The sequence below is a fragment of the Xanthomonas translucens pv. cerealis genome (assembly GCF_006838285.1).
Taxonomy (GTDB): domain Bacteria; phylum Pseudomonadota; class Gammaproteobacteria; order Xanthomonadales; family Xanthomonadaceae; genus Xanthomonas_A; species Xanthomonas_A cerealis.
On the sequence record NZ_CP038228.1, the window covers coordinates 772,576 to 795,899 of the forward strand.

Below are 23,324 nucleotides of genomic sequence, written 5' to 3' on the forward strand. Positions count from 1 at the left end.
CGGCCGCGTCGTCGCCTGCGGCGGCCGGCGCCGCATGCTCAGCTGTCCTCGTCGAAGCGCCGCTCAAACAGGCCGACCACGGCCTCCAGCGCGTCGGCTTCGTCGGCGCCGTCCACCCGTACCGTCACCGGCGTGCCTTGCGCGGCGGCCAGCAGCATCACCCCCATGATGCTCTTGGCGTTGACCTCGCGGCCCTTGGCCGCCAGCGTGGCGTTGCAGCGGAACGAGGACAGCATCTGCACCAGCTTGGCGGTCGCGCGCGCATGCAGGCCCAGGCGGTTGGAGACGATGAGTTCGCGTTCAAGCATCGTCGATCACCACGCCGTTGCGCGAGCCAGCGGCCGCGGTCGCTGGCAACTGGTCCAGTCCCTGTTCTGGGTAGTTCATGATCCGCAGCAGCATGGGCAGGCTCAGCGCCGAGACGCGCCGCACGGGGGTGCCCAGGCGCGCGAGTTTCGCCGCCAGGTTGCTCGGGCTGGCGCCGTACAGGTCGGTGACGACCAGCACGCCGTCGCCGCCGTCGATCCGCCGCAACGCCGCCGACGCCTGCGGCAGCAGTGCATCCAGATCGGCATCCAGCGGCACTTCGAACGCTTCGGTCTTCAGCGGCAACTGCCGCAATAATCCGGTGGCCACGCTCAACAGCGACGCGCCCACACCGGGATGAGTAATCAGGAGAATGCCGCAGGCCATTGAGGAACGTTAACAGGTTGGGCGGGGCGCAGGGAATGGTTGGGGTGTTGCCGGGACCAGGGACCAGGGACCCGAAAAAGCAAAATTGGAGTGTGGGGCGCGGTTGGCGATCCGCGCGTCGTTATTGCAATGCCAGCGACAGCGACTATTCGAGCGCAGAAAATGCACGCGCTCGCGATCAAGTCCCCGGGTCCCTGGTCCCCGGTCCCGGCTTTCAGTCCTGCTCCCGATGGAACGTCGCCACTTCCGGCCAGCCCTGTTCGCGCGCGTGGCTGGCCAGGCGTTCGGCCAGGTACACCGAGCGGTGCTTGCCGCCGGTGCAGCCGAAGGCGATGGTGACGTAACTGCGGGTGTCGTTGCGCAGCCGCGGCAGCCAGGTGTCGAGCAGGTCGACGATCTGCCCGGTGTATTGCTGCACCTCCGGTTGCGCGTCCAGGTAGTCGCGCACGCCGCTGTCGCGGCCGGTCAGCGGGCGCAGTTGCGGATCCCAGTGCGGATTGGGCAGTACCCGTGCGTCGAACACGAAGTCGGCTTCGGCCGGCACCCCGCGCCGGTAGGCGAAGGACTCGAACAGCAGCGACAGGCTGTTCTCGTGGGTCAGCGCGAATTCGGTGGTCACCCGTCGGCGCAGCTGGTGCACGTTGAGCGCGCTGGTGTCGATCACCGCGTCGGCCTCGCGGCGCAGCGGTTCGGTCAGCGCGCGTTCGCGCTCGATCGCCTCGGGCAGCGACAGGCCCAGGTGCGACAACGGGTGCCGGCGGCGGGTGTCGGCGTAGCGCTTGATCAGCGCCTCGTCGGTGGCGTCGAAGAACAGCAGCCGCGCGTCCAGGCCGAACTGCGCCACCGCCTCGCGCCAGCGCGCCAGCTGCGCCAGGTCGCTGTGGCGGCTGCGCACGTCGATGCCCACCGCCAGCTTGCCGGGGCCGACGTCGTCGCGCACCAGACTCTTCACGAAGGCCGGCAGCAATTCCAGCGGCAGGTTGTCGACGCAGTAGTAGTCCAGGTCCTCGAAAGTCTTCAGCGCCACCGATTTGCCCGAGCCGGACAGGCCGCTGACGATCACCAGGGTGGAGGTGTTCGCCACCGCGTTCATGGCGTGCGCCGTTCCAGCAGGTTGCTGTGGCGGGCGATGAACATCGCCGCCGGGTCGATGCCCTTGGTGCGCAGGATGTGCAGGCGCGTGGCGGCCTCGGTCAGCACCGCCAGGTTGCGCCCAGGCATCACCGGCAGGGTGATCAGCGGCACGTCCAGGTCGAGCACGTGGCGTGTGCCGGAATCGCCGGTCAGGCGCTCGTAGCCATATGGGGTCGGTTCGGTCATGGGCCGGGTCAGGTGCACGATCAGGCGAAGATACTTGTTCTTCTTTACAGCGGTGTCGCCGAACATGTCGCGCACGTTGAGCACGCCCAGGCCGCGCACTTCCAGCAGGTCCTGCAGCAGTTCCGGGCAGGTGCCGTCGAGCACGTCGGGGGCGATCTGGGTGAATTCCGGGGCGTCGTCGGCGACCAGCCGATGGCCGCGGCTGAGCAGTTCCAGCGCCAGCTCGCTCTTGCCAGAGCCGGCTTCGCCGGTGATCAGCACGCCGATCGAGTAGATCTCCATGAACACCCCATGCAGGATCACCCGCGGTGCCAGTGTGCGCGCCAGGTGGTAGGAGAGGTGGTTGAGCAGTTCGTGGCCGCGCTTGGGCGAGACCCACAGCGGCGTGTCGGATTCGTCGGCGGCCGCGCGCAAGTCTTCCGGGCACGACTGGTTCTTGGTGATCACCAGCGCCAGCGGCCGCACCTGCACGATCTTCTCGATAGTCTCCCAACGCTGGCGCGCATCCAGCGAATCCAGCCAGGCCAGTTCCTCGGTGCCGAGGATCTGCACCTTGTTCGGGTAGATCGTATTGAGGTAGCCGGCCAGCGACGGGCGCCGCGACACCGCGTTGCCGGCTTCCAGCTCGCGGTGCTCGCCCTTGTACCCGCCCAGCCAGCGCAGGCCGAGCCGCTCGCGTTGCTGGTCGAACAGTTCGCGGGCGGTGATGCTGGTGTTCACGCGGCACTGGCCTGAGGCGTGCCGCCGAGCAGCGCGTGCAGCGCGGCGGCGTCGGGAGCGCGGCGCAGCGCCTCGCGGAAGCCCTCATCGGAGAACTGTTCGGCCAGTTCCGACAGCAGCATCAGGTGTTGGTGGGTGTAGTGCGCCGGCACGGCCATGGCGAAGATCAGGTCGACCTGGCTGCCGTTGCCGTCGAAATCGATCGGCTGCTCCAGGCGCAGCAGGGCGCCGCGCGGGGCATCGAGATGCGGGGCGCGGCCGTGCGGGATGGCGATGCCATGGCCGATGGCGGTGCTGCCGAGCCGTTCGCGCTCGCGCAGGCTGGCGAAGAGTTCCTCGAAGCCGGCTTGCGGACAGGCCAGCAGGCCGGCGGCGGTGCGCAGCAGGGTGTCGCGATCGGCGGCCGGCAGCACCTGGGTGCGGACGGCCGCTAACAGCTCGGTCAGAGGCATGGATCGCTCAAGGGCATGGCGGGAGGAACGTGTGCGGGATCACACGATATTGTCGCGCACCTCGGCGGCGTGGTGGTCCTGTTTCTTTTCCTTGTGCTTGATGATCAGCCGGTCGAGCTTGTCGGCGAGCAGGTCGATCGCCGCGTACATGGTCTGCGCGCTGGCATCGGCATGCAGGGTGCGGCCGGGAACGTTGACGGTGGCCTCGACGTGATGGTCGGGCTTGCGCAGCGCCAGCTGGGCGCGGACCTCGATGGTTTCCTCGTAATGCCGCTTCAGCCGCTGCAGCTTGGTCTCCACGTACTCGCGCAAGGCGGGGGTGACTTCGATCTGCTGGCCGTAGGTCTCGATACGCATCGGATACTCCTTGGTTCGGGATTCAGCTTATGAACCATTGCCGCTTGCCGCCGACGCTCAACCGATGCGGACGCGTTCGTGGGAAGCGGAAATGTTCATGGCCTCACGATACTTCGCAACCGTGCGCCGCGCTACAGGCACGCCGGCGGCTTTCAGCAGGTCGGCCAGCTTGGCGTCAGAAAGCGGCTTGCGCGGGTTCTCGGCCTCGATCAGGCGCCGGATCATCGCCTGAATGGCGGTGCTGGAGGCTTCGCCGCCGCTGTCGGTGTCGATGCCCGAGGCGAAGAAGGCGCGCAGCGCGATGGTGCCGCGCGGGGTGCGCACGTACTTGCGGGCGATGGCGCGGGAGATGGTGCTCTCGTGCAGGCCCAGTTCGCCGGCGATCTCGCGCAGGGTCAGCGGGCGCAGCGCCTGTTCGCCGAATTCGAGGAAGCCGGCCTGCTGGCGCAGCAGGCAGCGGGTCACCTTGAGCAGGGTCTCGCCGCGCGCCTCCAGGCTCTTCAGCAGCCAGCGCGCTTCCTGCAGCTGGCCGCGCAGGTAGCCGGCGTCGCTTTCGCTGCATTGGCGGATCAGCTGTTCGTAGCCGCGGTGGATGGTGACCTTGGGACGCGCGTGCCCGGCCAGCGCCGCATGCCAGACGCCGCGCTGGCGCCATACCACGCAGTCGGGCACTACGTAGGTGTCGGCGCTGAGTTCGCCGATCTGCTTGCCCGGGCGCGGGTCCAGCGAGCGCAGCAGAGTGACCGCGGTCTCCACCGCCGAGGCCGGGCGCTTGAGTTCGTGGGCGATGCCGGCGATGCCGCTGCGCGGCAGCTTCTCCAGCGGGCCGTTGGCAATCGTGCGCGCCAGCTCCAGCCCGGGCGTGTCCGCCGGCAGCACGTTCAGCTGCAAATTCAGGCATTCGCCCAGCGTACGCGCGGCGATGCCGACCGGGTCGAAGCGCTGGATCTGGTGCAGCACGGTGCCGATTTCCTCCTCCTCGGCGACGATGTCCGGCTGCAAGGTCTCGGCGATCGTGGCCAGCGGTTCGCGCAGGTAGCCGTCGTCGTCGAGCGCGTCGATCAGCGCCGCGCCGATGCTGCGGTCGCGCGGCGACAGGTGCGACAGGTGCAGCTGCCACAGCAAGTGGTCGATCAGCGTATCGGGTTCGGCGACCCGCTCGGCGGCGCTGCCCATGTCGTCGTCGTCGTCGAACGAGCCAGCGCTGCCGCTGCTCCAGACCGGCTCGGCATCGGACCAGTCGTCGCCGTCGTGCTGCGGCACGTTGTCCAGCGTATCACCGGCCGGCGGCGCGACCTCGGCCTCGCCTTCGGCGCGGCCGGCGCCGGCGACATCGAGCGTGGGCGCGGCGTCTTCGGACCATTCCAGCAGCGGATTGCTCTCCACCGCCTCGGCGATCTCCACTTCCAGTTCGGCGCTGGACATCTGCAACAGCTTGATCGCCTGCCGCAACTGCGGCGTCATGACCAGATGCTGTCCCAGCGATGTCTGCAGCCGTGCTTTCATGCCTGTGTCGAACGGGAAAGGGCGTGGCGCGACGCCCGCGCGGTCACAGCCTGAAGGTTTCCCCGAGGTAGACGCGGCGCACGTCGCTATCGGCCAGCAATGCTTCCGGCGCCCCCTGCGCCAGCACGCTGCCCTCGTTGAGGATATACGCCCGGTCGCAGATTCCCAAGGTTTCGCGCACGTTGTGGTCGGTGATGAGCACGCCGATGCCGCGTTGCTTGAGGTGAGTGACGATGCGCTGGATTTCGCCGACCGAGATCGGATCGACGCCGGCGAAGGGTTCGTCGAGCAGCATTAGCCGCGGCTTGGCGGCCAGCGCGCGGGCGATCTCGCAGCGGCGCCGCTCGCCGCCGGACAGGCTGGCGCCGAGCTGCTCGGCGACGTGGCCGATCTGCAGTTCGTCCAGCAGCGAGGACAGTTCGCGCTCGCGGCCGGCGTCGTCCAGGTCTTCGCGCAGTTCCAGCACCAGGCGGATGTTGTCGGCCACGCTGAGCTTGCGGAACACCGACGGCTCCTGCGGCAGGTAGCCGACGCCGAGCTTGGCGCGCTTGTACATCGGCAGCGCGGTGATGTCGTTGCCGTCAAGCACGATGCGCCCGGCATCGGCCTCGACCAGGCCGACGATCATGTAGAAGCAGGTGGTCTTGCCGGCGCCGTTGGGGCCCAGCAGGCCGACCACTTCGCCCGCGTCCAGGGTCAGTGCGAACTCGCGCACGACCTCGCGCTGCTTGTAGCGCTTGCGCAGGCCTTCGGCGAGCAGCATCACTGGCCTCCTTGCTTGGCCGGCGTGGTGGGCTTGGCCGGCGTCGCGGCGGGCTTGGCAGCGGGTTTGGCGGCCGGCTTGGCGCCGGCAGCCGGGGCGCCTGCTGGCGCCGCGTTCTTCGGCTGGATCACCGTGTGCACGCGGGTGCCGTCGCCGCCGCCCTGCATGTCGCCGGTCTTGGTGTTGTAGACCATGCGCTGGCCGGCATTGGTGCCCTTGGGCGAGGTCATGCGGTAGTTGCCGGTGAGGATCACCGTGTCGTTCGACATGGTGTAATCGATGTTGTCGGCGACGCCGTCCATCGGCGAGCCGTCATCCATTTCCTGCTTCAGCGTCGCCTGCTTGCCCTTGAACAGCACGCGGTCGATGTCGCCGTTCTTGCGGAAGATGTCGGCGGTGTCGGCATGCACTTCCAGCGTGCCCTGGATGATGACCACGTTGCCGGAAAGGTGGCATTTGCCGTTGTCGTCGATCAGGTTGCAATCGCTGGCGTTGGAGTTGATGTCCATCGGCTGATTGCGATCAGTCGACTTGGCCATCGCCAGTGCGGGCAGCAGCAGGGCGAGCAGCGCGAGCTTAGCGGGCAGCGTTCGGTTCATAGCGGGTCTTGACCTGTGAAAGGAGCTTGTACTGCCGGGACTTCAAGTCGACCTCGAAGCCGACGCCGGATTGCATCATACCGGGCCGGGTCATGGTGACCGGTTCGGCGGTGCGCGCGGTGCTGGTCTGCGGGAAGACGTCCAGGCTCTGGGTACGGAAGGTGGTGGGCGGGATGCTGGGCACCTTGGGGCTGTCGCCGGCGACGTCGCCGCGCAGGCGCAGTTCGTTGCCGTCGGCGCTGACCCAGCCGGTCTTGCTGCGCATTTCCCAGTGCTGGCCATTGGCGTCCGGCAGCAGGAACAGCGGGGTCTCGATCGCCATGGTCTGGTCGGCGCGGCTGCGTTCCATCTGCGGCGCGCGCAGGGTCATCGACTCCTTGCCCTGCTTGTCCAGCGCGACGATCTGGAAATCGTGCGCGATGTAGTCCGAACGGGCCTCGGCGTCGGTGCTCGGTACGCGCTTGCTGCGCTGGTGCCAGGCCGACCAGCCACTGACCAGCGCTGCGACCAGCAACAGGCCGCCGAGAACGGTGCGCCAGTTCATGCGCCATGCTCCTGCAGCAGGGAGGGGACGTGGCCTTGCGCGGCCAGCAGCACGTCGCACAGCTCGCGCGCGGCGCCTTCGCCGCCGCGGGCGCGGGTCAGCCAGTGCGCGTGTTCGGCGGTCCACGGGTGTGCATTGGCCGGTGCCACCGCCAGGCCGACCACGCGCAGCGGCGCCAGATCCGGCAGGTCGTCGCCCATGAAGCACACCTGCTCCAGGCTCAGCCCGCGTGCGTCGCACAGCGCCTGCACCCCGGCGCGCTTGTCCTTGACCCCGATCTGCACCAGCAGGCCGAGTTCCTGGCCGCGCTTCTCCGCCGCCAGGCTGGGCCGCGCGGTGATCAGCGCCACCTCGATGCCGTGCCGACGCAGCTGCACCAGGCCCTGGCCGTCGAGCACGTTGAACGCCTTGCTCTCGTTGCCGTCGCGGTCGTAGTACAGGCGGCCGTCGGTCAGCGTGCCGTCCACGTCGAAGCACGCCAGGCGGATGCGGGCGGCGCGGTCGATCAAGTCGGCGGAAAGGTCGGCCAGCGGGGAATAGGACATGGTTCACTATATCGGGGCGGGAAGGCCGGCTTTCCAGCAGGCCAGGGCCAGCGGCGCAGGGCGCCGGCAGGCGGTGAACAAGTTCAGGCTGTTAAACCACTCTGGCGCGCAACAGGTCGTGAATGTTGAGCGCGCCGACCGCGCGGCCGGCGCCATCGACCACGATCAAGCCGTTGATCTTGTGGGTTTCCATCAGCCGTGCGGCCTCGGCGGCGAGCTGGTCGGCGCCGATCGTGCGCGGCTGCCGGGTCATCACCTCAGCGATGCGGGTCTGGCGCACGTCCAGCGCGCTGTCCAGGGTGCGGCGCAGGTCGCCGTCGGTGAACAGGCCGAGCAGGCGCCCGTCGCCATCGACCACGGCGGTCATGCCCAGGCGCTTGCGGCTCATCTCCACCAGCGCTTCGCTGAGGCTGGCGTCCTCGCGTACCCGCGGCAGTTCGTCGCCGCCGTGCATCACGTCGGTGATGTGCAGCAACAGGCGCCGGCCCAGGCTGCCGGCCGGGTGCGAGCGGGCGAAATCGTCGGCGGTGAAGCCGCGCGCGTCCAGCAGCGCCACCGCCAGCGCATCGCCCAGCGCCAGCGAGGCGGTGGTGCTGGAGGTCGGCGCCAGATCCAGCGGGCAGGCTTCGGCCGGCACGCTGATGTCCAGGTGCAGGTCGGCCTCGCGCGCCAGCGTGGACTGGGCGCGGCCGGTCATCGCGATCACCGCGTTGCCCTGGCGCTTGAGCACCGGCAGCAGCATCAGGATCTCGTCGGATTCGCCGGAATAGGACAGCGCCAGGACCACGTCGGCATCGGTGATCATGCCCAGGTCGCCGTGCCCGGCCTCGCCCGGATGCACATAGAACGCCGGGGTGCCGGTGGAGGCGAGGGTGGCGGCGATCTTGCGCGCCACGTGCCCGGACTTGCCCATGCCGGTGGCGACCACGCGTCCGCGCGAGGCCAGGATCAGCCGGCAGGCGGCGGCGAACGCGGCGCCGATGCGCGCGCCGACCGCGCCCAGCGCGGCCTGCTCGATCTCGACCACGCGGCGGCCGCTGGCGACCAGGCTGGCGTCGTCGATCGCGGCGGGGGACAGGGGCGATGCAGCCATGCGGATGCCGGTCGGAGGGTAGAATGGCCGATCATTTTATTAGGAAAGCCCGTTGGACGCCGAAACCATCCGTAAACTGATCGAGGCCGGCTTGCCCGGCGCGCGCGTGCAGGTGCAGGGCGACGACGGCGTGCACTTCGAGGCCACCGTGGTCAGCGCCGCGTTTGCCGGCAAGCTGCCGCTGGCCCGCCACCGCATGGTCTACGCGACGCTGGGCGAGCTGATGGGCGGGGCGATCCATGCGCTGGCGCTGACCACGCTGACCCCCGAGCAGGCCGGCTGAGCTGCATCCCCGCGTTCCGTTCCGTTTCTTCATTTTCCAATCCCACGAGACCCATGGCCAAAATCGTAGTGACCGGCGGCAATGCGCTGCACGGTGAAGTGAACATTTCCGGCGCCAAGAATGCGGTACTGCCGATCCTGTGCGCGACCCTGCTGGCCGATGCGCCGGTGGAGATCACCAACGTGCCGCAGCTGCACGACGTGATCACCACGGTGAAGCTGCTCGTCGAACTGGGCGCCGAAGTCACCATCGACGAAGGCACCCTGGCGCGCGGCAGCGCGATCACCGTGGATCCGCGCAAGGTCGACCAGCACGTGGCGCCGTACGAGCTGGTGCGCACCATGCGCGCCTCGATCCTGGTGCTGGGGCCGCTGCTGGCCAAGTTCGGCGCGGCCGAAGTGTCGCTGCCCGGCGGCTGCGCGATCGGCTCGCGGCCGGTGGACCAGCACATCAAGGGTCTGCAGGCGCTGGGCGCGGAGATCAGCGTCGAGAACGGCTACATCAAGGCCACCAGCAACGGCCGGCTGAAGGGCGGCCGCTACGTGTTCGACATGGTCAGCGTCACCGGCACCGAGAACGTGCTGATGGCCGCGACCCTGGCCGACGGCACCACGGTGCTGGAAAACGCGGCGATGGAGCCGGAAGTCACCGACCTGGCCGACTGCCTGATCGCGCTCGGCGCCAGGATCGAAGGCGCCGGCACCTCGCGCATCGTGGTGCACGGCGTGGAGCGCCTGTCCGGCGGCCGCCACGCGGTGCTGCCCGACCGCATCGAGACCGGCACCTTCCTGGTCGCCGCGGCGATGACCGGCGGCAGCGTCACCGTGCGCCGCGCGCGCGCCGACACGCTCGACGCGGTGCTCGACAAGCTGAGCGAGGCCGGCGCCAGCATCGAGACCGGCCCGGACTGGATCCGCCTGGACATGCACGGCAAGCGCCCGCGCGCGGTCAGCCTGACCACCGCGCCGTACCCGGCGTTCCCGACCGACATGCAGGCGCAATTCATGGCGCTCAATTGCGTGGCCGACGGCGTCGGCGTGATCAACGAGACGATCTTCGAAAACCGCTTCATGCACGTCAACGAGCTGCTGCGCCTGGGCGCGGACATCCAGGTCGAAGGCCATACCGCGATCGTGCGCGGCACCGAGCGGCTCAGCGGCGCGCCGGTGATGGCCACCGATCTGCGCGCCTCGGCCTCGCTGATCCTGGCCGGGTTGGTCGCCGACGGCGACACCACCATCGACCGCATCTACCACCTGGACCGTGGCTACGAGAACATCGAGGAGAAGCTGGGGGCGCTGGGCGCGTCGATCCGGCGCATCGCATGATCCTCAGCGGCCGCTTCACCCGCCGGCGCAAGGTGCTGCTGGCGGTGGTGATCCTGGTGCTGGCCTGGGTCGGCTATGCCTGGTACGCGGGCATCGCCATCACCCAGGGCATCGAACAGCGCGACATGGACTGGAACGGCGACGGCCAGGTCAGCCGCAGCGAGGTCGCGCAGGCGTTCTACGCGGTCGGCGTGACCCGCACCCAGGACGGCCCGCGCCAGTGCAGCACCTTCTACTGGCGCAACAGCGGCGCGCAGATCCGGGTGGATTGCCGCACCAACTTCGTGCCGGCGGGCAAGCAGCCGCAGGCGACAAAGACGCCATGAGCCATCCGTGCGTTGGCGCTGTCCGCGCATCGCGCGCTGCTTACCCGAGTAGGGGAAAAGAAAAAGGCGGGCCATGCGGCCCGCCTTTTCCGTGATGGCTGCTTGTTTAGTTCAGTGAGGTCATGACCAGAAGCAGGGTTTGTTTGCCGTTGTCGGTTTGCTGGACGCGTACAGGAGCCGGTGCGTCTGGCACGATCCAGGCCAGGGTCTGCTTGCTGCCATTGGTGTAGCTGATTTTGGTCGCATTCTCGATCTTGCCATTGAAGCTGACCGCTTCGGTGCCGACCACCTCATAGGTCGTCTGTTGCGTCTTGCCCAGGTTCACGATGTTGTAGCTCAGAGGATTGCCTGCGTTGACGTCGCTTACGATCGCCAGATTCACCAGCAACGGGTTCAGGTCGCCAATCGTCAGTGGCACCGGAACACTTTGCTCGGATGTGACGTTGCCCGACCAGGTCGCTTGCAGGCTGTTCCAGTCGTATTGGCCAAGCGCTTCGCTCTTGTTGCCCAAGGTCTTCAATACATCATCGCTGGAGAGTGGGCGTAAACGACCAGTCGCTGTATCGAATACAGTGGTTTGGTTGAGTTGGATAAAAATATTTTTGACATCGAGGTTATAGGTCCACTGGTCGCTGCCATTTTTGGTCAGGGTCATGGTGCCCGCGGCTTGCGCACCCAGGTAATTGGCTTGGTATTTTGCTTGGAATGGCTCGATTGCCATGGCTGATACGCTTGCCAGACTCAGTACTGCGGCCGTTAGGGCGGACAAAGGACCTGAGATGCGTGACATCTTTATACTCCTCTTATGTTGGTTTAAGCAGATCGATGCGGTGCTTGACCGCCTTCATGCGTGCAAACGGCGTGCCGGTATTGCTATGCCATTAGTACTCTGCAGCGATGCGTTTCTGCCGCCAACTATCCGTGAAACGCAAAGCGCGTCGTGCCTGAGATGCTCCATGCTTGGTATTTAATTAATTGCATGCCATTTTGGGCGGGGCGATAAACATGCTGCTGAACCAGGTTTGATGTCAATGTGGGTTCTGGTTCGTGCGCTGTCCATTTTTGCGAAAAGTGATAGCGCGCATTTTTCTTTCTTGATGGAGGTGCGCTAGATGTTCAGTGGTCGCGTGGCGGCCTCTTCACTCTTCGAATGTGCAGGCTTCATGACAGCTTGGCGCAGGCACGGTTCATGGCGCTCGATGGCGCGAGCGTGATGAACTCTTCGATCGGGTTTTCGTCGGCGCCGATGAAGCGCTGGGCCGGGGCATGGACATTCGGTGCGGCATGCCGCGATCATGCCCTGCCGCGTGGCGGGCGGCGTAGCACGCCGCCGCCGCCGATCACCGACCTGTACGTGTCGGCGTTACTGATGCAAGGCGGGCCTGCGGCCCGCCTTTTTGCGTGACGCCGCGGCTCAGCGCAGCGTCTTGATGGTCAGGTCCAGCGCGTCCTGGCCGTTCTCGCGCTGCAGGATGCGCACCGGCACCGGCATGTCCGGCACGATCCAGGCGATGATTTCCTTGGCGCCGTCGCTGCGGCTGACCTTGGTCGCCTGTTCGCTCTTGCCGTTGACGGTGATGGTTTCCTTGCCGGCCACCTTGTAGGTCATCGGCTTGGCACGGCCTTCGTCGACCATGCGGTAGCTCGGCGTCTTGCCGGCGTTGACGTCGCGCGCGATCGCCAGGTTGATCAGCAGCGCGTCCATGTCGCCGGACTGCAGCTTCACCGGGCCGCGGCGGTCGGGCTTGACGTCGCCGGCCCAGGTCGCCTGCGCGGTGCCCCAGTCGTAGTTGGCGGTCACCGCCTTCTTCTTGATCAGGAACAGCGAGCGGTCGTCGCTGCTGAGCGGGCGCAGTTGTCCGCCTTTTTCCTCGAACACGGTGCTCTGGCTCAGGTCGGCGACCTGGTTCTTGATCGACAGGCTGTAGCGCCAGCGGTTGTTGCCTTCGCTGGCCAGGATCATCAAGCCGTTGGCCTGCATGCCCATGTAGCTGGCCTGGTAGTCGGCCTTGAACGGCTCCAGTGCCAGGGCAGGCAGGCTGGCCATGGCCAGCAGTGCGGCGGAGAGGGCGGATAGCGGGCGGGCGATGCGTGTCATGGTCAGACTCCTTGGTATTCGGTCAGGCGCAGGTCGATGCGGTCTTCGCCGTCCTCGCGCTGCAGGATGCGCACCGGCGTCGGCACACCGTTGGCGATCCACAGAATGGTCTCATTCTTGCCGCCATTGGTGCGCGACACGCGCAGCGCGTCGTAGCTGATATCGCCGACCTGCACCATCTCGGTCTGCTCGGCGGCATGATAGACATGTTCGCGGACCCGGCCGACATCGACGAAGCGGTAGCTCATGGTCTTGCCGGGCTGCGCGTCGCGCATGATCGACAGGTTGATCAGCAGCGCGCTCTGGTCGCCGGGCTGCAACGGGATCGGCTGCTGCCGGTCCTTCTTCAGGTCGCCGTCCCAGCGCGCCACGCCCTTGTCCCAGTCGTAGACACCGGTGACCTTCTTGCAGAAGAACATCGCCTTCTTGACCGTGCTCTGGCTCCGCGGCACGTAGCGCCCATCCTGGGTGCGGAACACCGTGCTCTGTTCGATGTTGAGGCCGAGGATGCTGGCAAAGCCGCTGCGGCCCTGCACGGCCAGGTCCACGCGCCATTCGTCGCCACTGCCGTGGCTGACCTCCATGCGCGCATCGCCGGCCTGCTTGCCCTTGTACAGCGCCTGGTAGGTGGCAACGAACGGCTGCAGCGGCGGTGGCGTCCACGGCGCGGCCTGCAGCACTGGCGCGGCCGCCGCTGCGGCGGGAGCGGCAGGCACGGCCGGCGCTTGCGCGGTTGTCGTCTGCGCGGTTGCCGGCGGCGGAGGGGGCTGCGCGAGCACGCCGACGGCCGGCGCCAGCAGGCCGAGGCAGGCCACGGCGATAACAGCGAACTGACGCGGGAGGGGCTTCATGGGATCGGCTGCGAGGGAGGGGAGTTGGGCGCGGAAGCAGCGCAGCAGAATCGGGCTGCGGCGTATTCAGGGAATCAGCATGCCCTGGCAATCTAGGCGCAGCGGACTAAACCGGCACTGACCGTCGAGCCAGACGCTGCCATCCCGTTCAGCCAGGCGTCCGGCCGTGGCCAGTTGCAGCACCGCGCACAGCAGCTGGTGCTCGCGCGGCAGCAGGCGCTGCGCCAGGTCTTCCGGGCGGTCGCCGGCCTGCACCGGCACCCGTGCCTGTGCAACCACCGCGCCGGCATCCAGTTCCGGCACGACGAAGTGCACGCTGGCGCCGTGTTCGGTGTCGCCGGCGGCCAGCGCCTGCGCATGCGTATGCAGGCCGCGGTACTTGGGCAGCAGCGATGGGTGGATGTTGAGCAAGCGGCCGGCGAAGCGCTGCACGAAGCCGGTGCCGAGGATGCGCATGTAGCCGGCGCAGACGATCCAGTCCGGCTGCACGGCGGCGACTGCGTCGCCCAGCGCCTGGTCGAACGCGGCGCGGTCGGGGAAGCCGCTCGGCGCCGCCGACCAGCGCTGCGCCGGCGCCACCTTTGCCAGCGCCGGCGCCTGTGCGCGGTCGCTGAACACCCCGACCACCTGCGCGTCCAGCGCGCCGGCGGCGATCGCATCGAGCAGGGCCTGCAGATTGGAACCGCGGCCTGAGGCGAGCACGGCGAGGCGGAGCGTCATCGGGCGCGGTTCCGGAACAGGGCGACAGCGGCCGGGCGCTGCAGCACCAGTAGGGTCCACGCGCTCAGCAGCGTGCCGAGCGGGAAGGCCAGCGCCGCCAGCGCGGCGCCGAGCTGGCACAGGCCCCGCCGGTGGCGTCGACGCAGACATCGCGCGGCGATCACGTTTCCGTTGAAGGCGAGCGGGCCCAGCGCCAGCAATACCGAGGACACGACGATCGCCGCCTGGCCGCTGCTGGCCCGCGCCGCAGCCTGCCCGGCCGCGTTCTTGGCGGCCTCGTAGCGGATGCCGAAGGCGAGGAAGGCCGCCAGCAGCACAAGCGCCGCCGCGTGCGGCCAAGCCATCACCGCGTGCAGGGTGGCGAGGGTGCGCAGGTCCGATTCGGTGCGCAGCGCGGGCGACACGGCGCCGGGAACGGGCAGGGGCGGAGGCAGTGGCATCGGAGCGTCTCAGGCGCGACGACAGCGACCGGCGCCGCGGCCGCCATGGCCGGCGCAGGTTGCGGTCCGGCTCAGCCGATGTGCACGCGTTCGCCGGCGCCGGCCGCCACCACCGCGCCGATCTGCCAATGCGCCAGGCCCAGCGCGTCCAGGCTGCGCTCCAGCGCGGCGACCTGGTCGGGCGCGGCCACCAGCACGAAGCCGATGCCGCAGTTGAAGGTGCGCCACATCTCGCTGTCGGCGACCGCGCCTTCGCGCTGCAGCCATTGGAACACCGGCGGCAGGGGCCAGGCGCTGGCGCGGATGTCCAGGCCCAGGCCGTCGGGGATCACGCGGATGATGTTCTCGGTCAGGCCGCCGCCGGTGATGTGCGCCATCGCGTGGATGCCGTCGGCATGCTCGCCGCGCAGCAGCGACAGGATCGGCTTGACGTACAGCGCGGTTGGCGCCATCAGCGCGTCGGCCAGGGGGGTGCCGCCGAGCTGCAGCGCGGCCGGACGCCCGGCGCGGTCGTAGATGCGGCGGATCAGCGAATAGCCGTTGGAGTGCGGGCCGGAGGAGGCGATGCCGATCAGCACGTCGCCCTGGCGCACCTTGGCACCGTCGAGCAACTGCGACTTCTCCACCGCGCCGACGGTGAAGCCGGCCAGGTCGTACTCGCCCGGCGGGTACATGTCGGGCATTTCCGCGGTCTCGCCGCCGATCAGCGCGCAGCCGGCCAGTTCGCAGCCGCGGGCGATGCCGCCGACCACCGCCACCGTGGTCTCCACGTTGAGCTTGCCGGTGGCGAAGTAGTCCAGGAAGAACAGCGGCTCGGCGCCCTGCACCAGCACGTCGTTGACGCACATGCCGACCAGATCGATGCCGATGCTGTCGTGCCGGCCCAGCTGTTGCGCCAGCTTCAGCTTGGTGCCGACGCCGTCCGTGCCGGACACCAGCACCGGCTCGCGGTACTTGCCGGACAGGTCGAACAGCGCGCCGAAACCGCCCAGCCCGCCCATCACTTCGGGGCGGAAACTGCGCTTGACCAAGGGTTTGATGCGTTCGACGACGGCATTGCCGGCATCGATGTCGACGCCGGCGTCGCGGTAGGTCAACGGGGCGGCGGCGGGGTCTTGGGAGTGGTCACGGGCGGTGGCGTCGGCGGAAAGACGGCGATTTTAACAGGCCGCATTGGCGCCAGGCCCGCATTCGGGCAACAATTCGCCCCGGATACGCCGAGCAATGGAACCTTCGATGCGCCGCAGCCTTGCCTTACTCCTGTCTTTCGCGCTGTGCCTGCCCGCCGCGGCCGCCCTGGCCCAGGCCGGTCTGCGCACCGAAGGCGACGTCGCCGGCGCGCAGAGCCCCTACGACGCCGAGGTCCCGGTCAACAGCCAGAGCGAGGCCGACCGCAACGGTGCGGTGGCACGCGCGCTGGGCGTGGTGCTGGGCAAGATCTCCGGCGACCGCGCGGTGATGTCGCGCCCGGGAGTGGCCCAGGCGCTGCGCAGCGCCAAGAATTTCGTCGACAGCTACGACTACCGCCAGGACCAGGGCACCTCGCCGAGCGGCGCGCCGACCTTCCGCACCACCTTGATCGCGCGCTTCCGGCAGAGCGACGTGGATGGCCTGGCCGCGGCGCTGGGCCTGCCGCTGTGGCCGCAGCCGCGGCCCAAGCCGGTGCTGTGGCTGGCGATCGACGATGGCAGTGGCCCGCGCCTGGTCGGCGTGCAGCAGTCCAATGCCGCGCGCAGCGTGCTGGACCGGGCGATCGAGCGCGGCTACCGGCTCGGCCTGCCCACCGGTAGCGCCGCCGAGCAGGCCCTGGTCGGCGCGATCTGGCGCCAGGACACTGCCGCGGTGGCCAGCGCCTCCTCGCGCTACAGCCCGCCGATGCAGCTGATCGGCAAAATGTACCGCGGCAAGTCCGGCGGCTGGACCGCCGATTGGGTGTTCGTCGACAGTGGCAAGGCGCTGTCGAGCTGGTCGGCCAGCGACGCCGACGCGCGCCGCGCGATGGCCGCCGGCGCCGACGGTGCCGCCGATGCGTTGGTCAAGCGCTACGCCAAGGCCGCCAGTACCGGCCCGGCCGGCGTGTATCGGGTGCTGATCAGCGGCATCGGCAGCGCAGACGACTACCTGCGCGTGTCCGCGGCGCTGCAGAACACCTCGGTGGTGCGGCGCATCGTGCCGATCCAGGCCAGCGGCGACCGCCTGGAACTGGACCTGGACCTGCTCAGCGGCGTGTCCGGCCTGAATCGCATGCTCGGCCCCGACAGTCCGCTGCAGCCGGTGACGGTGCCGGTCGAGGGCGGGCCGATCATCCTCAACACCGAGCGCACCGAGTACCGGCTCAAGTGACACTGTCCCCCGAAGCGGAAATCGCCCAGTTCCTGCGCCGCCTGAAATGGGCGGCGGTGATCCTGGGCGTGCTGTGGGTGGTGGCGCTGCTGGCGCCGATCCTCACCCCGTTCGCGCTGGCGCTGCTGCTGGGCTGGCTCGGCGACCCGCTGGTCGATCGCCTGGAGCGCGCCGGCCGTTCGCGCAACATGGCGGTGACCCTGGTATTCGTGCTGATGCTGTTGCTGCTGGTGCTGGCGCTACTGATCCTGGTGCCGATGCTGGAGCGGCAGATCGTCACCTTCATCGACGTGCTGCCGCAGGCGCGCGACTGGTTCACCAGTACCGCGATCCCCTGGGCCGAGCAGAAGACTGGGTTGCAGCTGATGGCCTGGCTGGATCCGGAGCGGCTGATCGAATGGATCCGCGGCCACTGGCAGCAGGCCGGCGGCGTCGCCGCGACTTTCTTCGGCTACCTGTCGCGCTCGGGTTTCGCCATGGTCACCTGGGTGGTGAACCTGGTGCTGCTGCCGATCCTGACCTTTTACTTCCTGCGCGACTGGGACATCCTGGTCGAACGCGTGGCCGCCACCATCCCGCGCAACCACGTCGCCACCGTCGGTCGCCTGGCGCGCGAGTCCAACGACGTGCTGGGCGCGTTCATCCGCGGCCAGTTCCTGGTGATGCTGGCGCTGGGGGTGATCTACGCTGGCGGGCTGAGCCTGGTCGGGCTCAATCTGGGCCTTTTGATCGGCATCGTCGCCGGCCTGATCAGCTTCATCCCCTACTTGGGCGCGACCACCGGCATCCTGCTGGCGATCCTGGCGGCGCTGGTGCAATCCAAGGGCTTCGACCTGCAACTGATGATCCTGGTCGGCGTGGTGTTCACCGTCGGCCAGTTGCTGGAAAGCTACGTGCTGACCCCGCGCATCGTCGGCGACAAGATCGGCCTGCATCCGGTGGCGGTGATCTTCGCGGTGATGGCCGGCGGCCAGCTGTTCGGCTTCCTCGGCATGCTGCTGGCGCTGCCGGTGGCGGCGGTGGCCAACGTGCTGCTGCATTACCTGCATGAGCAGTACCGGCAGAGCGAGCTGTATGCCGGCGACAAGTCGGCGATCCTGCTCGACGGCAGCGCCGAGCGCGCGCCGCTGATCGAACCGCCGCCGCGTGGCCCCGAGCAGCCGTGAGCGTGCCGCAGCTGCCGTTGGCGTTGCGCTATCCGCCGGAACAGCGCCTGGACCGCTATGTCGGCGCCCCGGCCGGCCTGCTGGCGCAATTGCAGGCCGTCGCCGACGGCCGCGACGTGGACTGGATCTATCTGTCCGGTCCCGCCGGCACCGGCAAGACGCACCTGGCGCTGGCACTGTGCGCGGCGGCCGAGCAGGCCGGGCGTAGCGCCGCCTACCTGCCGCTGCAGGCCGCGTCAGGGCGCCTGGGCGACGCGCTGGAAGCGCTGGAAGGCCGCCACCTGGTCGCGCTGGACGGGCTGGAAGCGAGCGCCGGGCAGCGCGAGGACGAAGTGGCGCTGTTCGATTTCCACAACCGCGCGCGCAGCGCCGGGGTGACCCTGCTGTACACCGCGCAGGCGATGCCCGACGGCCTGGCGCTGACCCTGCCGGACCTGCGCTCGCGGCTGGCGCAATGCACGCGCATCGCGCTGTCGCCGCTGGACGACGCCGGCCGCGCCGCGGTGCTGCGCGAGCGCGCGCAACGCCGCGGCCTGGTGCTGGAAGATGCGGCGATCGACTGGCTGCTGACCCATGCCGGCCGCGACCTGGCCGGCCTGGTCGTGCTGCTGGAACGGCTGGATCGCGAATCGTTGGCGGCGCAGCGGCGGGTCACGGTGCCGTTTTTGCGGCGGGTGGTGGGGGGACCGGGGACCGGGGACCGGGGACCCGGGAAAAGCTGAGCTGCGCTGGCGTGAGTATGCCTTGGCTGACGACGGGCGCGCGTCACACCGAATCGGATCGCCCGCCGCGCTGTGCGTAACGCAGCTACTGACCGATTTGGCCTTCCCCCGGTCCCCGGTCCCCGGTCCCCGGTCCCGCGGCCAGCGCGTCATCCAACTCCGCCAACCGCTGTGGCGTCCCCACATCGGTCCAGCGGCCGCGATGGTGCAGGCCGTGGATCCGGCCCTGGCGCATCTGCGCCCGCAGGATCGGCACCAGCGCGAAGCGCGGCGGCGTGCCGTGGTCGGCGGGCGGCCGGTCTAACGCCGCCTGCCAGTCGCGCAGCAGTTCCGGCCGATAGACGCCCACGCCGGCGTAGGTCAGCAGCGGCGTGCCGTCGCTGCGCAGCGTGGCATCGGCCTGCAATGCGAAATCGCCATGCGCGGCGTAGGCCGGCGGATCGACCAGTAACAGCTGCGCCAGTCCGGTCGGTTCCGGCGCCAGCCGCGCGAAATCGAAATCGGTCCAGATGTCGCCGTTGACCAGCAGGAATGGCGCCGGCTCCAGCAGCGGCAACGCGTGCAGCATGCCGCCGCCGGTTTCCAGCGGCGTGGCGCCTTCGTAGGAATAGGCGATGCGCAGGCCGAACGCGCTGCCGTCGCCGAGCGCCTGCGGGAACTGTTCGGCCAACCACGAAGTATTGATCACCACCTCGCGCACGCCCAGCGCCGCCAGCTTGCGCAGGTGCCACACGATCAGCGGTGTGCCGCCTACCGCCAGCAGCGGTTTGGGCGTGCGTTCGGTCAGTGGCCGCATGCGCTCGCCGAAGCCGGCGGCGAAGATCAGCGCCTTCATGCGCCGGCCGCCGCGCGCTGCGCCAACGCCGGCTTGATTAGCGCCTGCAGCAGCTGCGCCAGCGGTTGCAGCTGCGGGTGCCGCGGCAACACTTCGTCGAGGTAGCCGATGAAGCGCGGCACGTTGTCCAGGTACCAGGCCTTGCCGTCGCGGTAGTGCAGCCGCGCGAAGATGCCAAGGTTCTTCAGGTGCCGCTGCACGCCCATCCAGTCCGCATCGCGCAGGAACTGCGCCAGCGGCGGCAGCGCGATCCCGGCCTGCAGCGCACGCGCGTGGTAGCGCGCCAGCCACGCATCGACCCGCGCCAGCGGCCAGCTCACCGTGGTGTCCTTGAACAGGCTGACCGGATCGTAGGCGACCGGGCCGAGCACGCAGTCCTGGAAGTCCAGCACCGCCGGGCCATCGGCCACCGGCATCAGGTTGCGTGGCATGAAGTCGCGGTGCACCAGCACCCGCGGCTGCGCCAGCGCATTGTGCACCAGCTGGCGTTGCACCGCGTGCAGCGCCTCGCGTTCGGCGGCGTCCAGCGTCAGCTGCAGATGGCGCTGCAGGAACCACTCCTCGAACAAGCCGGCATCGCGCTGCAGCAGCGCCTCGCCGAACACGCCCAGTTCCGGCGGCGGCGCGATCGCCTGCAGCCGCAGCAACTGCCCGAGCGCAGCGTCGAAGTGCACATCGGCCGACGCGTCGTCCAGCATCTGCGCCAGGGTCGGCCCGCCCAGGTCTTCCAGCAGCAGGAAGCCGGCCTCCGCATCCTGCGCCAGGATCGCCGGCACGCGCACGCCGCCATGCTGCAACAGCGCGTGCATGCGCAGCCACGGGCGCACGTCCTCCAGGCCGGGCGGCGAATCCATCAGCACGCGGCTGGCGCCCATGCCGTGGCTGCGCCAGTAGCTGCGCCAGCCGGCGTCGATCGACGCGCGCTGCAGCGTCGCCTGCGCGTCGTCCAGCGCGGCGCGGGCCCATTGCAGACGCTGCGCGGCGCGCAGGTCTGGGGCATCGGGAAGATCGGGGCTGGAACTCATCGGCGCGCCGCGGCGGAAACAGGCCGCACAGCGTAAACGTGCGGCGTCGGCATGGCGAGCCGTGCCGACGCCGCAGTGCGGCTCAGCGTTTGCCGATGAACAGCCGCAGCAGTGCGAGCAGGGCGATGGCGCCGAGCAGCGCGCCGAGGAAACCGGCCGGCTCGCCGCGGCTGTACCAGCCCATGTAGTGGCCGAACCAGCCGGCCACCAGCGCGCCTGCGATGCCGAGCAGCACGGTGAACAGGCAGCCGGAGCGGCCGCTGCTCGGACCCAGGAAACGCGCCAGCAGGCCGACCACGAACCCGACCAGGATGACGTACAGCCAGCTGTCGCTGCCGAACAGGGTGTGCATGGGGGCGTACCGGAACGTGGAAGGGAAGCGGATCGTGCCAGATTCGGTCGCGCTGCGGCGTACATGCAAGCGTGCCCGGCGACGACCTTTAAGCGGCCGTGCAGGCGCGGCTCGCACATGCGCCGAGGCCACGCGCCGGATCTGGCAGCGCCCAGCGCATAGCGGCCGTCATCGCGACGGCCGTCGCTCGCTCAGCAGCAGCCGTGCGCGCCGTGCTGCTCGCCGCCGGCCACCGCGGCGCTGCCAGTGGTCTCGCCGCGCACGCTGGCGGCATGGTGCTCGGCGATCACTTTCGACACGCAGGCGGTCACCCGCTTGCCCATCGGGATGTGCAGAAACTCGTTCGGCCCGTGCGCGTTGGAATGCGGGCCGAGCACGCCGGTGATCATGAACTGCGCGCCGGGGAACTTCTCGCCGAGCATGCCCATGAACGGGATCGAGCCGCCTTCGCCCATGTACATCGCCGGCTTGCCGAACGCGGCCTGCGAGGCAGCCTCGATCGCATCGGTCAGCCACGGCGACTGCGCCGGCGCGTTCCAGCCCGAGGACGACTTCTCCAGCGCCAGCGACACCTGCGCGCCGTAAGGCGGATCGCGCAGCAGCACGTCTTTGAGCAGCTCGCCGGCGTGCTTGCCGTCCAGGGTCGGCGGCAGGCGCAGCGACAGCTTCACCGCGGTCTGCGGGCGCAGCACGTTGCCGGCCGAGGCCAACGGCGGCAGGCCGTCGGCGCCGGTCACCGACAGCGCCGGGCGCCAGGTGCGGTTGAGCACCAGCTCGGTCAGATCCTCATCCATCGGGGTCATCCCCGGCAGGAACGGGAACTTGCTGTAGACCTCGTCGCCGAGCACCTCGGCGACCTTGCGCGCCTGCGCCAGGCGTTCTTCCGGAATCTCCGCGTACAGGCCCTCGACCCTGATCTTGCCGGTGGCCTCGTCCTCCAGCCGCGACAGCAACTCGCGCAGCACACGGAAGCTGGACGGCACCACGCCGGAGGCATCGCCCGAATGCACGCCTTCGCTGAGCACCTTGACGCTGAAGTTGCCGCCGGCCAGGCCGCGCAGCGAGGTCGTGCACCACAACTGCTCGTAGTTGCCGCAGCCCGAATCCAGGCACACCACCAGCGACGGCTTGCCGATGCGCTCGGCCAGGTGATCGACGTAGGCGGGCAGGTCGTAGCTGCCCGATTCCTCGCAGGCCTCGATCAGGATCACGCAGCGCGCATGTGCGATGCCCTGGTCCTGCAGCGCCAGGATCGCGGCCAGCGAGCCGAACAGCGCATAGCCGTCGTCGGCGCCGCCGCGGCCGTACAGGCGGTCGCCCTTGAGCACCGGCGTCCACGGACCCAGCTCGGCGTCCCAGCCGGTCATTTCCGGCTGCTTGTCCAGGTGGCCGTACAGCAGCACCGTGTCCGCGCCGGTCTCGGCGCCGGTGGCCGGCACGTCCAGATAGATCAGCGGGGTGCGTCCTTCCAGTTGCACCACCTCGACCTGCAGCCCGGGGATCGCCTGCGCGCGTGCCCAGCGCTCCATCAGCTTCACCGCATCGTCCATGTAGCCGTGGGCGACCCAATCGGCATCGAACATCGGCGACTTGTTGGGGATGCGGATGTAATCGACCAGCTGCGGGACGATGTCCTCGTCCCACTTCGCGCTGAGGAAACGGTCGATCTTGGCACTGTCCATGGAACGCTCCGGAATTGTTGCACTAATAGCAATGGCGCCCATTCTACGCCGCGGCCCCGTGTAGGGTTTTTCCTACACGTTGACGCGCCGTTTACCTGCTGTTTTCAGAGGGCGTTGGCGATAGGCTTTACCCATGTGGCGAGGGATGCTTTCGACACCGGCAGGAGAGGCCGGTGAAGTCCCCATCCAAGTCACAAGGAGTGTTGCCATGCAGTCTTTTATCGTGGTCCTGAAGTCTCTGGTGCTGGCCTTGCTGCTGACCGGTTCCGCGCTCGCCGCGGACAAGGTCAACATCAATTCAGCCAGCGCCGCGGAAATCGACCGGGTGTTGTTGAACGTGGGTGCCTCCAAGGCACAGGCGATCGTCGACTACCGGCAGGCACACGGGCCATTCAAAAGCGTCGAGGACCTGGCGCTGGTGAAGGGAATCGGACTCAAGACGGTCGAACGGAACCACGACCGGATCGAAGTGGGAGCCACGAAGGCGACCACGCCGACGGTAGCCAGGACGGCAGCCGCCAAACCGGTGGAAAGGCGTTAAAAGGATTTAAGGATTAAAAG

The 23,324-nt window shown here is 68.7% G+C and carries 30 protein-coding genes; 8 read left to right on the top strand and 22 right to left on the bottom strand.

The window, feature by feature from the left end; translation table 11 throughout:
- Positions 1–38: 38 nt before the first annotated feature.
- The 12 genes from E4A48_RS03310 to E4A48_RS03365 all read right to left on the bottom strand — a co-directional run bounded on the left by E4A48_RS03310 (position 39) and on the right by E4A48_RS03365 (position 8,592).
- Positions 39–308, bottom strand: a complete 270-nt coding sequence (locus E4A48_RS03310; protein ID WP_003478115.1) for an HPr family phosphocarrier protein — start codon at positions 306–308, stop codon at positions 39–41.
- Positions 301–693 carry a PTS sugar transporter subunit IIA gene (locus E4A48_RS03315; RefSeq protein ID WP_039005496.1) on the bottom strand — a complete coding sequence of 131 codons (393 nt, stop codon included), beginning with the start codon at positions 691–693 and terminating at the stop codon, positions 301–303. Before E4A48_RS03315 ends, E4A48_RS03310 begins: the two co-directional genes overlap by 8 nt.
- Positions 694–907: 214 nt before the next feature.
- Positions 908–1,786, bottom strand: coding sequence for an RNase adapter RapZ (gene rapZ, locus E4A48_RS03320; RefSeq protein WP_039005495.1), 879 nt, complete (start codon positions 1,784–1,786; stop codon positions 908–910).
- Positions 1,783–2,733 (bottom strand): HPr(Ser) kinase/phosphatase, encoded by a 951-nt coding sequence (gene hprK, locus E4A48_RS03325; protein WP_039005494.1) that lies wholly within the window; start codon positions 2,731–2,733, stop codon positions 1,783–1,785. Before hprK ends, rapZ begins: the two co-directional genes overlap by 4 nt.
- Positions 2,730–3,185 carry a PTS sugar transporter subunit IIA gene (locus tag E4A48_RS03330; RefSeq protein ID WP_039005493.1) on the bottom strand — a complete coding sequence of 152 codons (456 nt, stop codon included), beginning with the start codon at positions 3,183–3,185 and terminating at the stop codon, positions 2,730–2,732. Before E4A48_RS03330 ends, hprK begins: the two co-directional genes overlap by 4 nt.
- A 39-nt stretch (positions 3,186–3,224) precedes the next feature.
- Positions 3,225–3,542, bottom strand: coding sequence for a ribosome hibernation-promoting factor, HPF/YfiA family (gene hpf / locus E4A48_RS03335; RefSeq protein WP_003478125.1), 318 nt, complete (start codon positions 3,540–3,542; stop codon positions 3,225–3,227).
- Positions 3,543–3,599: 57 nt separating this feature from the next.
- On the bottom strand, positions 3,600–5,048 hold the full coding sequence (locus tag E4A48_RS03340; RefSeq protein WP_142741891.1) for an RNA polymerase factor sigma-54: 1,449 nt from the start codon (positions 5,046–5,048) through the stop codon (positions 3,600–3,602).
- Positions 5,049–5,091: 43 nt separating this feature from the next.
- Positions 5,092–5,811 (bottom strand): LPS export ABC transporter ATP-binding protein, encoded by a 720-nt coding sequence (gene lptB, locus E4A48_RS03345; protein WP_064538881.1) that lies wholly within the window; start codon positions 5,809–5,811, stop codon positions 5,092–5,094.
- Positions 5,811–6,410 (bottom strand): lipopolysaccharide transport periplasmic protein LptA, encoded by a 600-nt coding sequence (gene lptA, locus E4A48_RS03350; RefSeq protein ID WP_039005490.1) that lies wholly within the window; start codon positions 6,408–6,410, stop codon positions 5,811–5,813. The genes lptB and lptA overlap by 1 nt, the downstream gene beginning before the upstream one ends.
- Positions 6,388–6,954, bottom strand: a complete 567-nt coding sequence (lptC, locus tag E4A48_RS03355) for an LPS export ABC transporter periplasmic protein LptC (RefSeq protein ID WP_039005489.1) — start codon at positions 6,952–6,954, stop codon at positions 6,388–6,390. The genes lptA and lptC overlap by 23 nt, the downstream gene beginning before the upstream one ends.
- Positions 6,951–7,499: a KdsC family phosphatase gene (locus tag E4A48_RS03360; RefSeq protein ID WP_039005488.1), complete on the bottom strand. Its 549-nt coding sequence runs from the start codon at positions 7,497–7,499 to the stop codon at positions 6,951–6,953. Before E4A48_RS03360 ends, lptC begins: the two co-directional genes overlap by 4 nt.
- Before the next feature lie 91 nt (positions 7,500–7,590).
- Entirely contained in the window at positions 7,591–8,592 is a 1,002-nt protein-coding gene (locus tag E4A48_RS03365; RefSeq protein ID WP_058196689.1) for a KpsF/GutQ family sugar-phosphate isomerase, read from the bottom strand.
- Between the two features lie 52 nt (positions 8,593–8,644).
- Between E4A48_RS03365 and E4A48_RS03370 the strand changes: the two genes are divergently transcribed.
- The 3 genes from E4A48_RS03370 to E4A48_RS03380 are packed head-to-tail and all read left to right on the top strand — an operon-like array spanning position 8,645 to position 10,529.
- Complete coding sequence (locus E4A48_RS03370; protein ID WP_003478139.1) at positions 8,645–8,875, top strand: BolA family protein; 231 nt, start codon at positions 8,645–8,647, stop codon at positions 8,873–8,875.
- A gap of 53 nt (positions 8,876–8,928) precedes the next feature.
- Positions 8,929–10,203: a UDP-N-acetylglucosamine 1-carboxyvinyltransferase gene (gene murA, locus E4A48_RS03375; RefSeq protein WP_142741892.1), complete on the top strand. Its 1,275-nt coding sequence runs from the start codon at positions 8,929–8,931 to the stop codon at positions 10,201–10,203.
- Positions 10,200–10,529 carry a hypothetical protein gene (locus E4A48_RS03380; protein WP_039005485.1) on the top strand — a complete coding sequence of 110 codons (330 nt, stop codon included), beginning with the start codon at positions 10,200–10,202 and terminating at the stop codon, positions 10,527–10,529. The genes murA and E4A48_RS03380 overlap by 4 nt, the downstream gene beginning before the upstream one ends.
- A 106-nt stretch (positions 10,530–10,635) precedes the next feature.
- Here E4A48_RS03380 and E4A48_RS03385 read toward each other — a convergent pair whose 3' ends face one another.
- The gene (locus E4A48_RS03385) at positions 10,636–11,319 is read right to left on the bottom strand and encodes a DUF3108 domain-containing protein (protein ID WP_039005484.1); all 684 of its coding nucleotides are present in this window, start codon (positions 11,317–11,319) and stop codon (positions 10,636–10,638) included.
- A gap of 399 nt (positions 11,320–11,718) precedes the next feature.
- On the opposite strand from E4A48_RS03385, the gene E4A48_RS03390 reads away from it, so the two are divergent.
- A complete protein-coding gene (locus E4A48_RS03390; RefSeq protein ID WP_142741893.1) occupies positions 11,719–11,934 on the top strand; it encodes a hypothetical protein in 216 nt (71 codons plus the stop codon).
- Between the two features lie 9 nt (positions 11,935–11,943).
- Here the strand turns inward: E4A48_RS03390 and E4A48_RS03395 are convergent, their stop codons facing one another.
- The 5 genes from E4A48_RS03395 to purM all read right to left on the bottom strand — a co-directional run bounded on the left by E4A48_RS03395 (position 11,944) and on the right by purM (position 15,735).
- A complete protein-coding gene (locus E4A48_RS03395; protein ID WP_142741894.1) occupies positions 11,944–12,627 on the bottom strand; it encodes a DUF3108 domain-containing protein in 684 nt (227 codons plus the stop codon).
- A gap of 2 nt (positions 12,628–12,629) precedes the next feature.
- Positions 12,630–13,478: a DUF3108 domain-containing protein gene (locus E4A48_RS03400; protein ID WP_142741895.1), complete on the bottom strand. Its 849-nt coding sequence runs from the start codon at positions 13,476–13,478 to the stop codon at positions 12,630–12,632.
- Positions 13,479–13,544: 66 nt separating this feature from the next.
- The gene (gene purN, locus E4A48_RS03405; protein WP_039005480.1) at positions 13,545–14,198 is read right to left on the bottom strand and encodes a phosphoribosylglycinamide formyltransferase; all 654 of its coding nucleotides are present in this window, start codon (positions 14,196–14,198) and stop codon (positions 13,545–13,547) included.
- A complete protein-coding gene (locus tag E4A48_RS03410; RefSeq protein ID WP_237655818.1) occupies positions 14,195–14,602 on the bottom strand; it encodes a hypothetical protein in 408 nt (135 codons plus the stop codon). The genes purN and E4A48_RS03410 overlap by 4 nt, the downstream gene beginning before the upstream one ends.
- Before the next feature lie 107 nt (positions 14,603–14,709).
- Entirely contained in the window at positions 14,710–15,735 is a 1,026-nt protein-coding gene (gene purM / locus E4A48_RS03415) for a phosphoribosylformylglycinamidine cyclo-ligase (RefSeq protein ID WP_142741897.1), read from the bottom strand.
- A 127-nt stretch (positions 15,736–15,862) separates the two neighbouring features.
- Between purM and E4A48_RS03420 the strand changes: the two genes are divergently transcribed.
- The 3 genes from E4A48_RS03420 to hda are packed head-to-tail and all read left to right on the top strand — an operon-like array spanning position 15,863 to position 18,869.
- Positions 15,863–16,981: a DUF2066 domain-containing protein gene (locus E4A48_RS03420; protein WP_039005477.1), complete on the top strand. Its 1,119-nt coding sequence runs from the start codon at positions 15,863–15,865 to the stop codon at positions 16,979–16,981.
- Entirely contained in the window at positions 16,978–18,147 is a 1,170-nt protein-coding gene (locus E4A48_RS03425; RefSeq protein ID WP_039005476.1) for an AI-2E family transporter, read from the top strand. Before E4A48_RS03420 ends, E4A48_RS03425 begins: the two co-directional genes overlap by 4 nt.
- Entirely contained in the window at positions 18,144–18,869 is a 726-nt protein-coding gene (gene hda / locus E4A48_RS03430) for a DnaA regulatory inactivator Hda (RefSeq protein ID WP_039005474.1), read from the top strand. The genes E4A48_RS03425 and hda overlap by 4 nt, the downstream gene beginning before the upstream one ends.
- Positions 18,870–18,954: 85 nt before the next feature.
- On the opposite strand, the gene murU is transcribed toward hda, so the two are convergent.
- From murU to E4A48_RS03450, 4 genes are all read right to left on the bottom strand, one after another.
- Entirely contained in the window at positions 18,955–19,704 is a 750-nt protein-coding gene (murU, locus tag E4A48_RS03435; protein WP_142741898.1) for an N-acetylmuramate alpha-1-phosphate uridylyltransferase MurU, read from the bottom strand.
- Positions 19,701–20,729, bottom strand: coding sequence for an aminoglycoside phosphotransferase family protein (locus E4A48_RS03440; protein WP_142741899.1), 1,029 nt, complete (start codon positions 20,727–20,729; stop codon positions 19,701–19,703). The genes murU and E4A48_RS03440 overlap by 4 nt, the downstream gene beginning before the upstream one ends.
- A gap of 82 nt (positions 20,730–20,811) precedes the next feature.
- On the bottom strand, positions 20,812–21,081 hold the full coding sequence (locus E4A48_RS03445) for a GlsB/YeaQ/YmgE family stress response membrane protein (protein ID WP_039005470.1): 270 nt from the start codon (positions 21,079–21,081) through the stop codon (positions 20,812–20,814).
- A gap of 191 nt (positions 21,082–21,272) precedes the next feature.
- Positions 21,273–22,763, bottom strand: a complete 1,491-nt coding sequence (locus E4A48_RS03450; protein WP_039005469.1) for a M20 family metallopeptidase — start codon at positions 22,761–22,763, stop codon at positions 21,273–21,275.
- A gap of 133 nt (positions 22,764–22,896) precedes the next feature.
- On the opposite strand from E4A48_RS03450, the gene E4A48_RS03455 reads away from it, so the two are divergent.
- A complete protein-coding gene (locus E4A48_RS03455; protein ID WP_170874286.1) occupies positions 22,897–23,304 on the top strand; it encodes a ComEA family DNA-binding protein in 408 nt (135 codons plus the stop codon).
- Positions 23,305–23,324: the final 20 nt, after the last annotated feature.

What these genes read in the sequence shown, in the direction of transcription:
- lptB (WP_064538881.1), bottom strand. Translation starts at nt 5,811, where the DNA reads ATGCTGCTCGCCGAAGGCCTGCGCAAGCGCTACAAGCAGCGCGAGGTC.
- murU (WP_142741898.1), bottom strand. Translation starts at nt 19,704, where the DNA reads ATGAAGGCGCTGATCTTCGCCGCCGGCTTCGGCGAGCGCATGCGGCCA.
- E4A48_RS03360 (WP_039005488.1), bottom strand. Translation starts at nt 7,499, where the DNA reads ATGTCCTATTCCCCGCTGGCCGACCTTTCCGCCGACTTGATCGACCGC.
- rapZ (WP_039005495.1), bottom strand. Translation starts at nt 1,786, where the DNA reads ATGAACGCGGTGGCGAACACCTCCACCCTGGTGATCGTCAGCGGCCTG.
- E4A48_RS03395 (WP_142741894.1), bottom strand. Translation starts at nt 12,627, where the DNA reads ATGACACGCATCGCCCGCCCGCTATCCGCCCTCTCCGCCGCACTGCTG.
- E4A48_RS03310 (WP_003478115.1), bottom strand. Translation starts at nt 308, where the DNA reads ATGCTTGAACGCGAACTCATCGTCTCCAACCGCCTGGGCCTGCATGCG.
- E4A48_RS03455 (WP_170874286.1), top strand. Translation starts at nt 22,897, where the DNA reads ATGTGGCGAGGGATGCTTTCGACACCGGCAGGAGAGGCCGGTGAAGTC.
- lptC (WP_039005489.1), bottom strand. Translation starts at nt 6,954, where the DNA reads ATGAACTGGCGCACCGTTCTCGGCGGCCTGTTGCTGGTCGCAGCGCTG.
- hpf (WP_003478125.1), bottom strand. Translation starts at nt 3,542, where the DNA reads ATGCGTATCGAGACCTACGGCCAGCAGATCGAAGTCACCCCCGCCTTG.
- E4A48_RS03380 (WP_039005485.1), top strand. Translation starts at nt 10,200, where the DNA reads ATGATCCTCAGCGGCCGCTTCACCCGCCGGCGCAAGGTGCTGCTGGCG.
- E4A48_RS03315 (WP_039005496.1), bottom strand. Translation starts at nt 693, where the DNA reads ATGGCCTGCGGCATTCTCCTGATTACTCATCCCGGTGTGGGCGCGTCG.
- lptA (WP_039005490.1), bottom strand. Translation starts at nt 6,410, where the DNA reads ATGAACCGAACGCTGCCCGCTAAGCTCGCGCTGCTCGCCCTGCTGCTG.
- E4A48_RS03340 (WP_142741891.1), bottom strand. Translation starts at nt 5,048, where the DNA reads ATGAAAGCACGGCTGCAGACATCGCTGGGACAGCATCTGGTCATGACG.
- E4A48_RS03445 (WP_039005470.1), bottom strand. Translation starts at nt 21,081, where the DNA reads ATGCACACCCTGTTCGGCAGCGACAGCTGGCTGTACGTCATCCTGGTC.
- E4A48_RS03365 (WP_058196689.1), bottom strand. Translation starts at nt 8,592, where the DNA reads ATGGCTGCATCGCCCCTGTCCCCCGCCGCGATCGACGACGCCAGCCTG.
- E4A48_RS03420 (WP_039005477.1), top strand. Translation starts at nt 15,863, where the DNA reads ATGGAACCTTCGATGCGCCGCAGCCTTGCCTTACTCCTGTCTTTCGCG.
- E4A48_RS03400 (WP_142741895.1), bottom strand. Translation starts at nt 13,478, where the DNA reads ATGAAGCCCCTCCCGCGTCAGTTCGCTGTTATCGCCGTGGCCTGCCTC.
- E4A48_RS03330 (WP_039005493.1), bottom strand. Translation starts at nt 3,185, where the DNA reads ATGCCTCTGACCGAGCTGTTAGCGGCCGTCCGCACCCAGGTGCTGCCG.
- E4A48_RS03450 (WP_039005469.1), bottom strand. Translation starts at nt 22,763, where the DNA reads ATGGACAGTGCCAAGATCGACCGTTTCCTCAGCGCGAAGTGGGACGAG.
- E4A48_RS03390 (WP_142741893.1), top strand. Translation starts at nt 11,719, where the DNA reads ATGGCGCTCGATGGCGCGAGCGTGATGAACTCTTCGATCGGGTTTTCG.
- E4A48_RS03440 (WP_142741899.1), bottom strand. Translation starts at nt 20,729, where the DNA reads ATGAGTTCCAGCCCCGATCTTCCCGATGCCCCAGACCTGCGCGCCGCG.
- murA (WP_142741892.1), top strand. Translation starts at nt 8,929, where the DNA reads ATGGCCAAAATCGTAGTGACCGGCGGCAATGCGCTGCACGGTGAAGTG.
- purN (WP_039005480.1), bottom strand. Translation starts at nt 14,198, where the DNA reads ATGACGCTCCGCCTCGCCGTGCTCGCCTCAGGCCGCGGTTCCAATCTG.
- E4A48_RS03385 (WP_039005484.1), bottom strand. Translation starts at nt 11,319, where the DNA reads ATGTCACGCATCTCAGGTCCTTTGTCCGCCCTAACGGCCGCAGTACTG.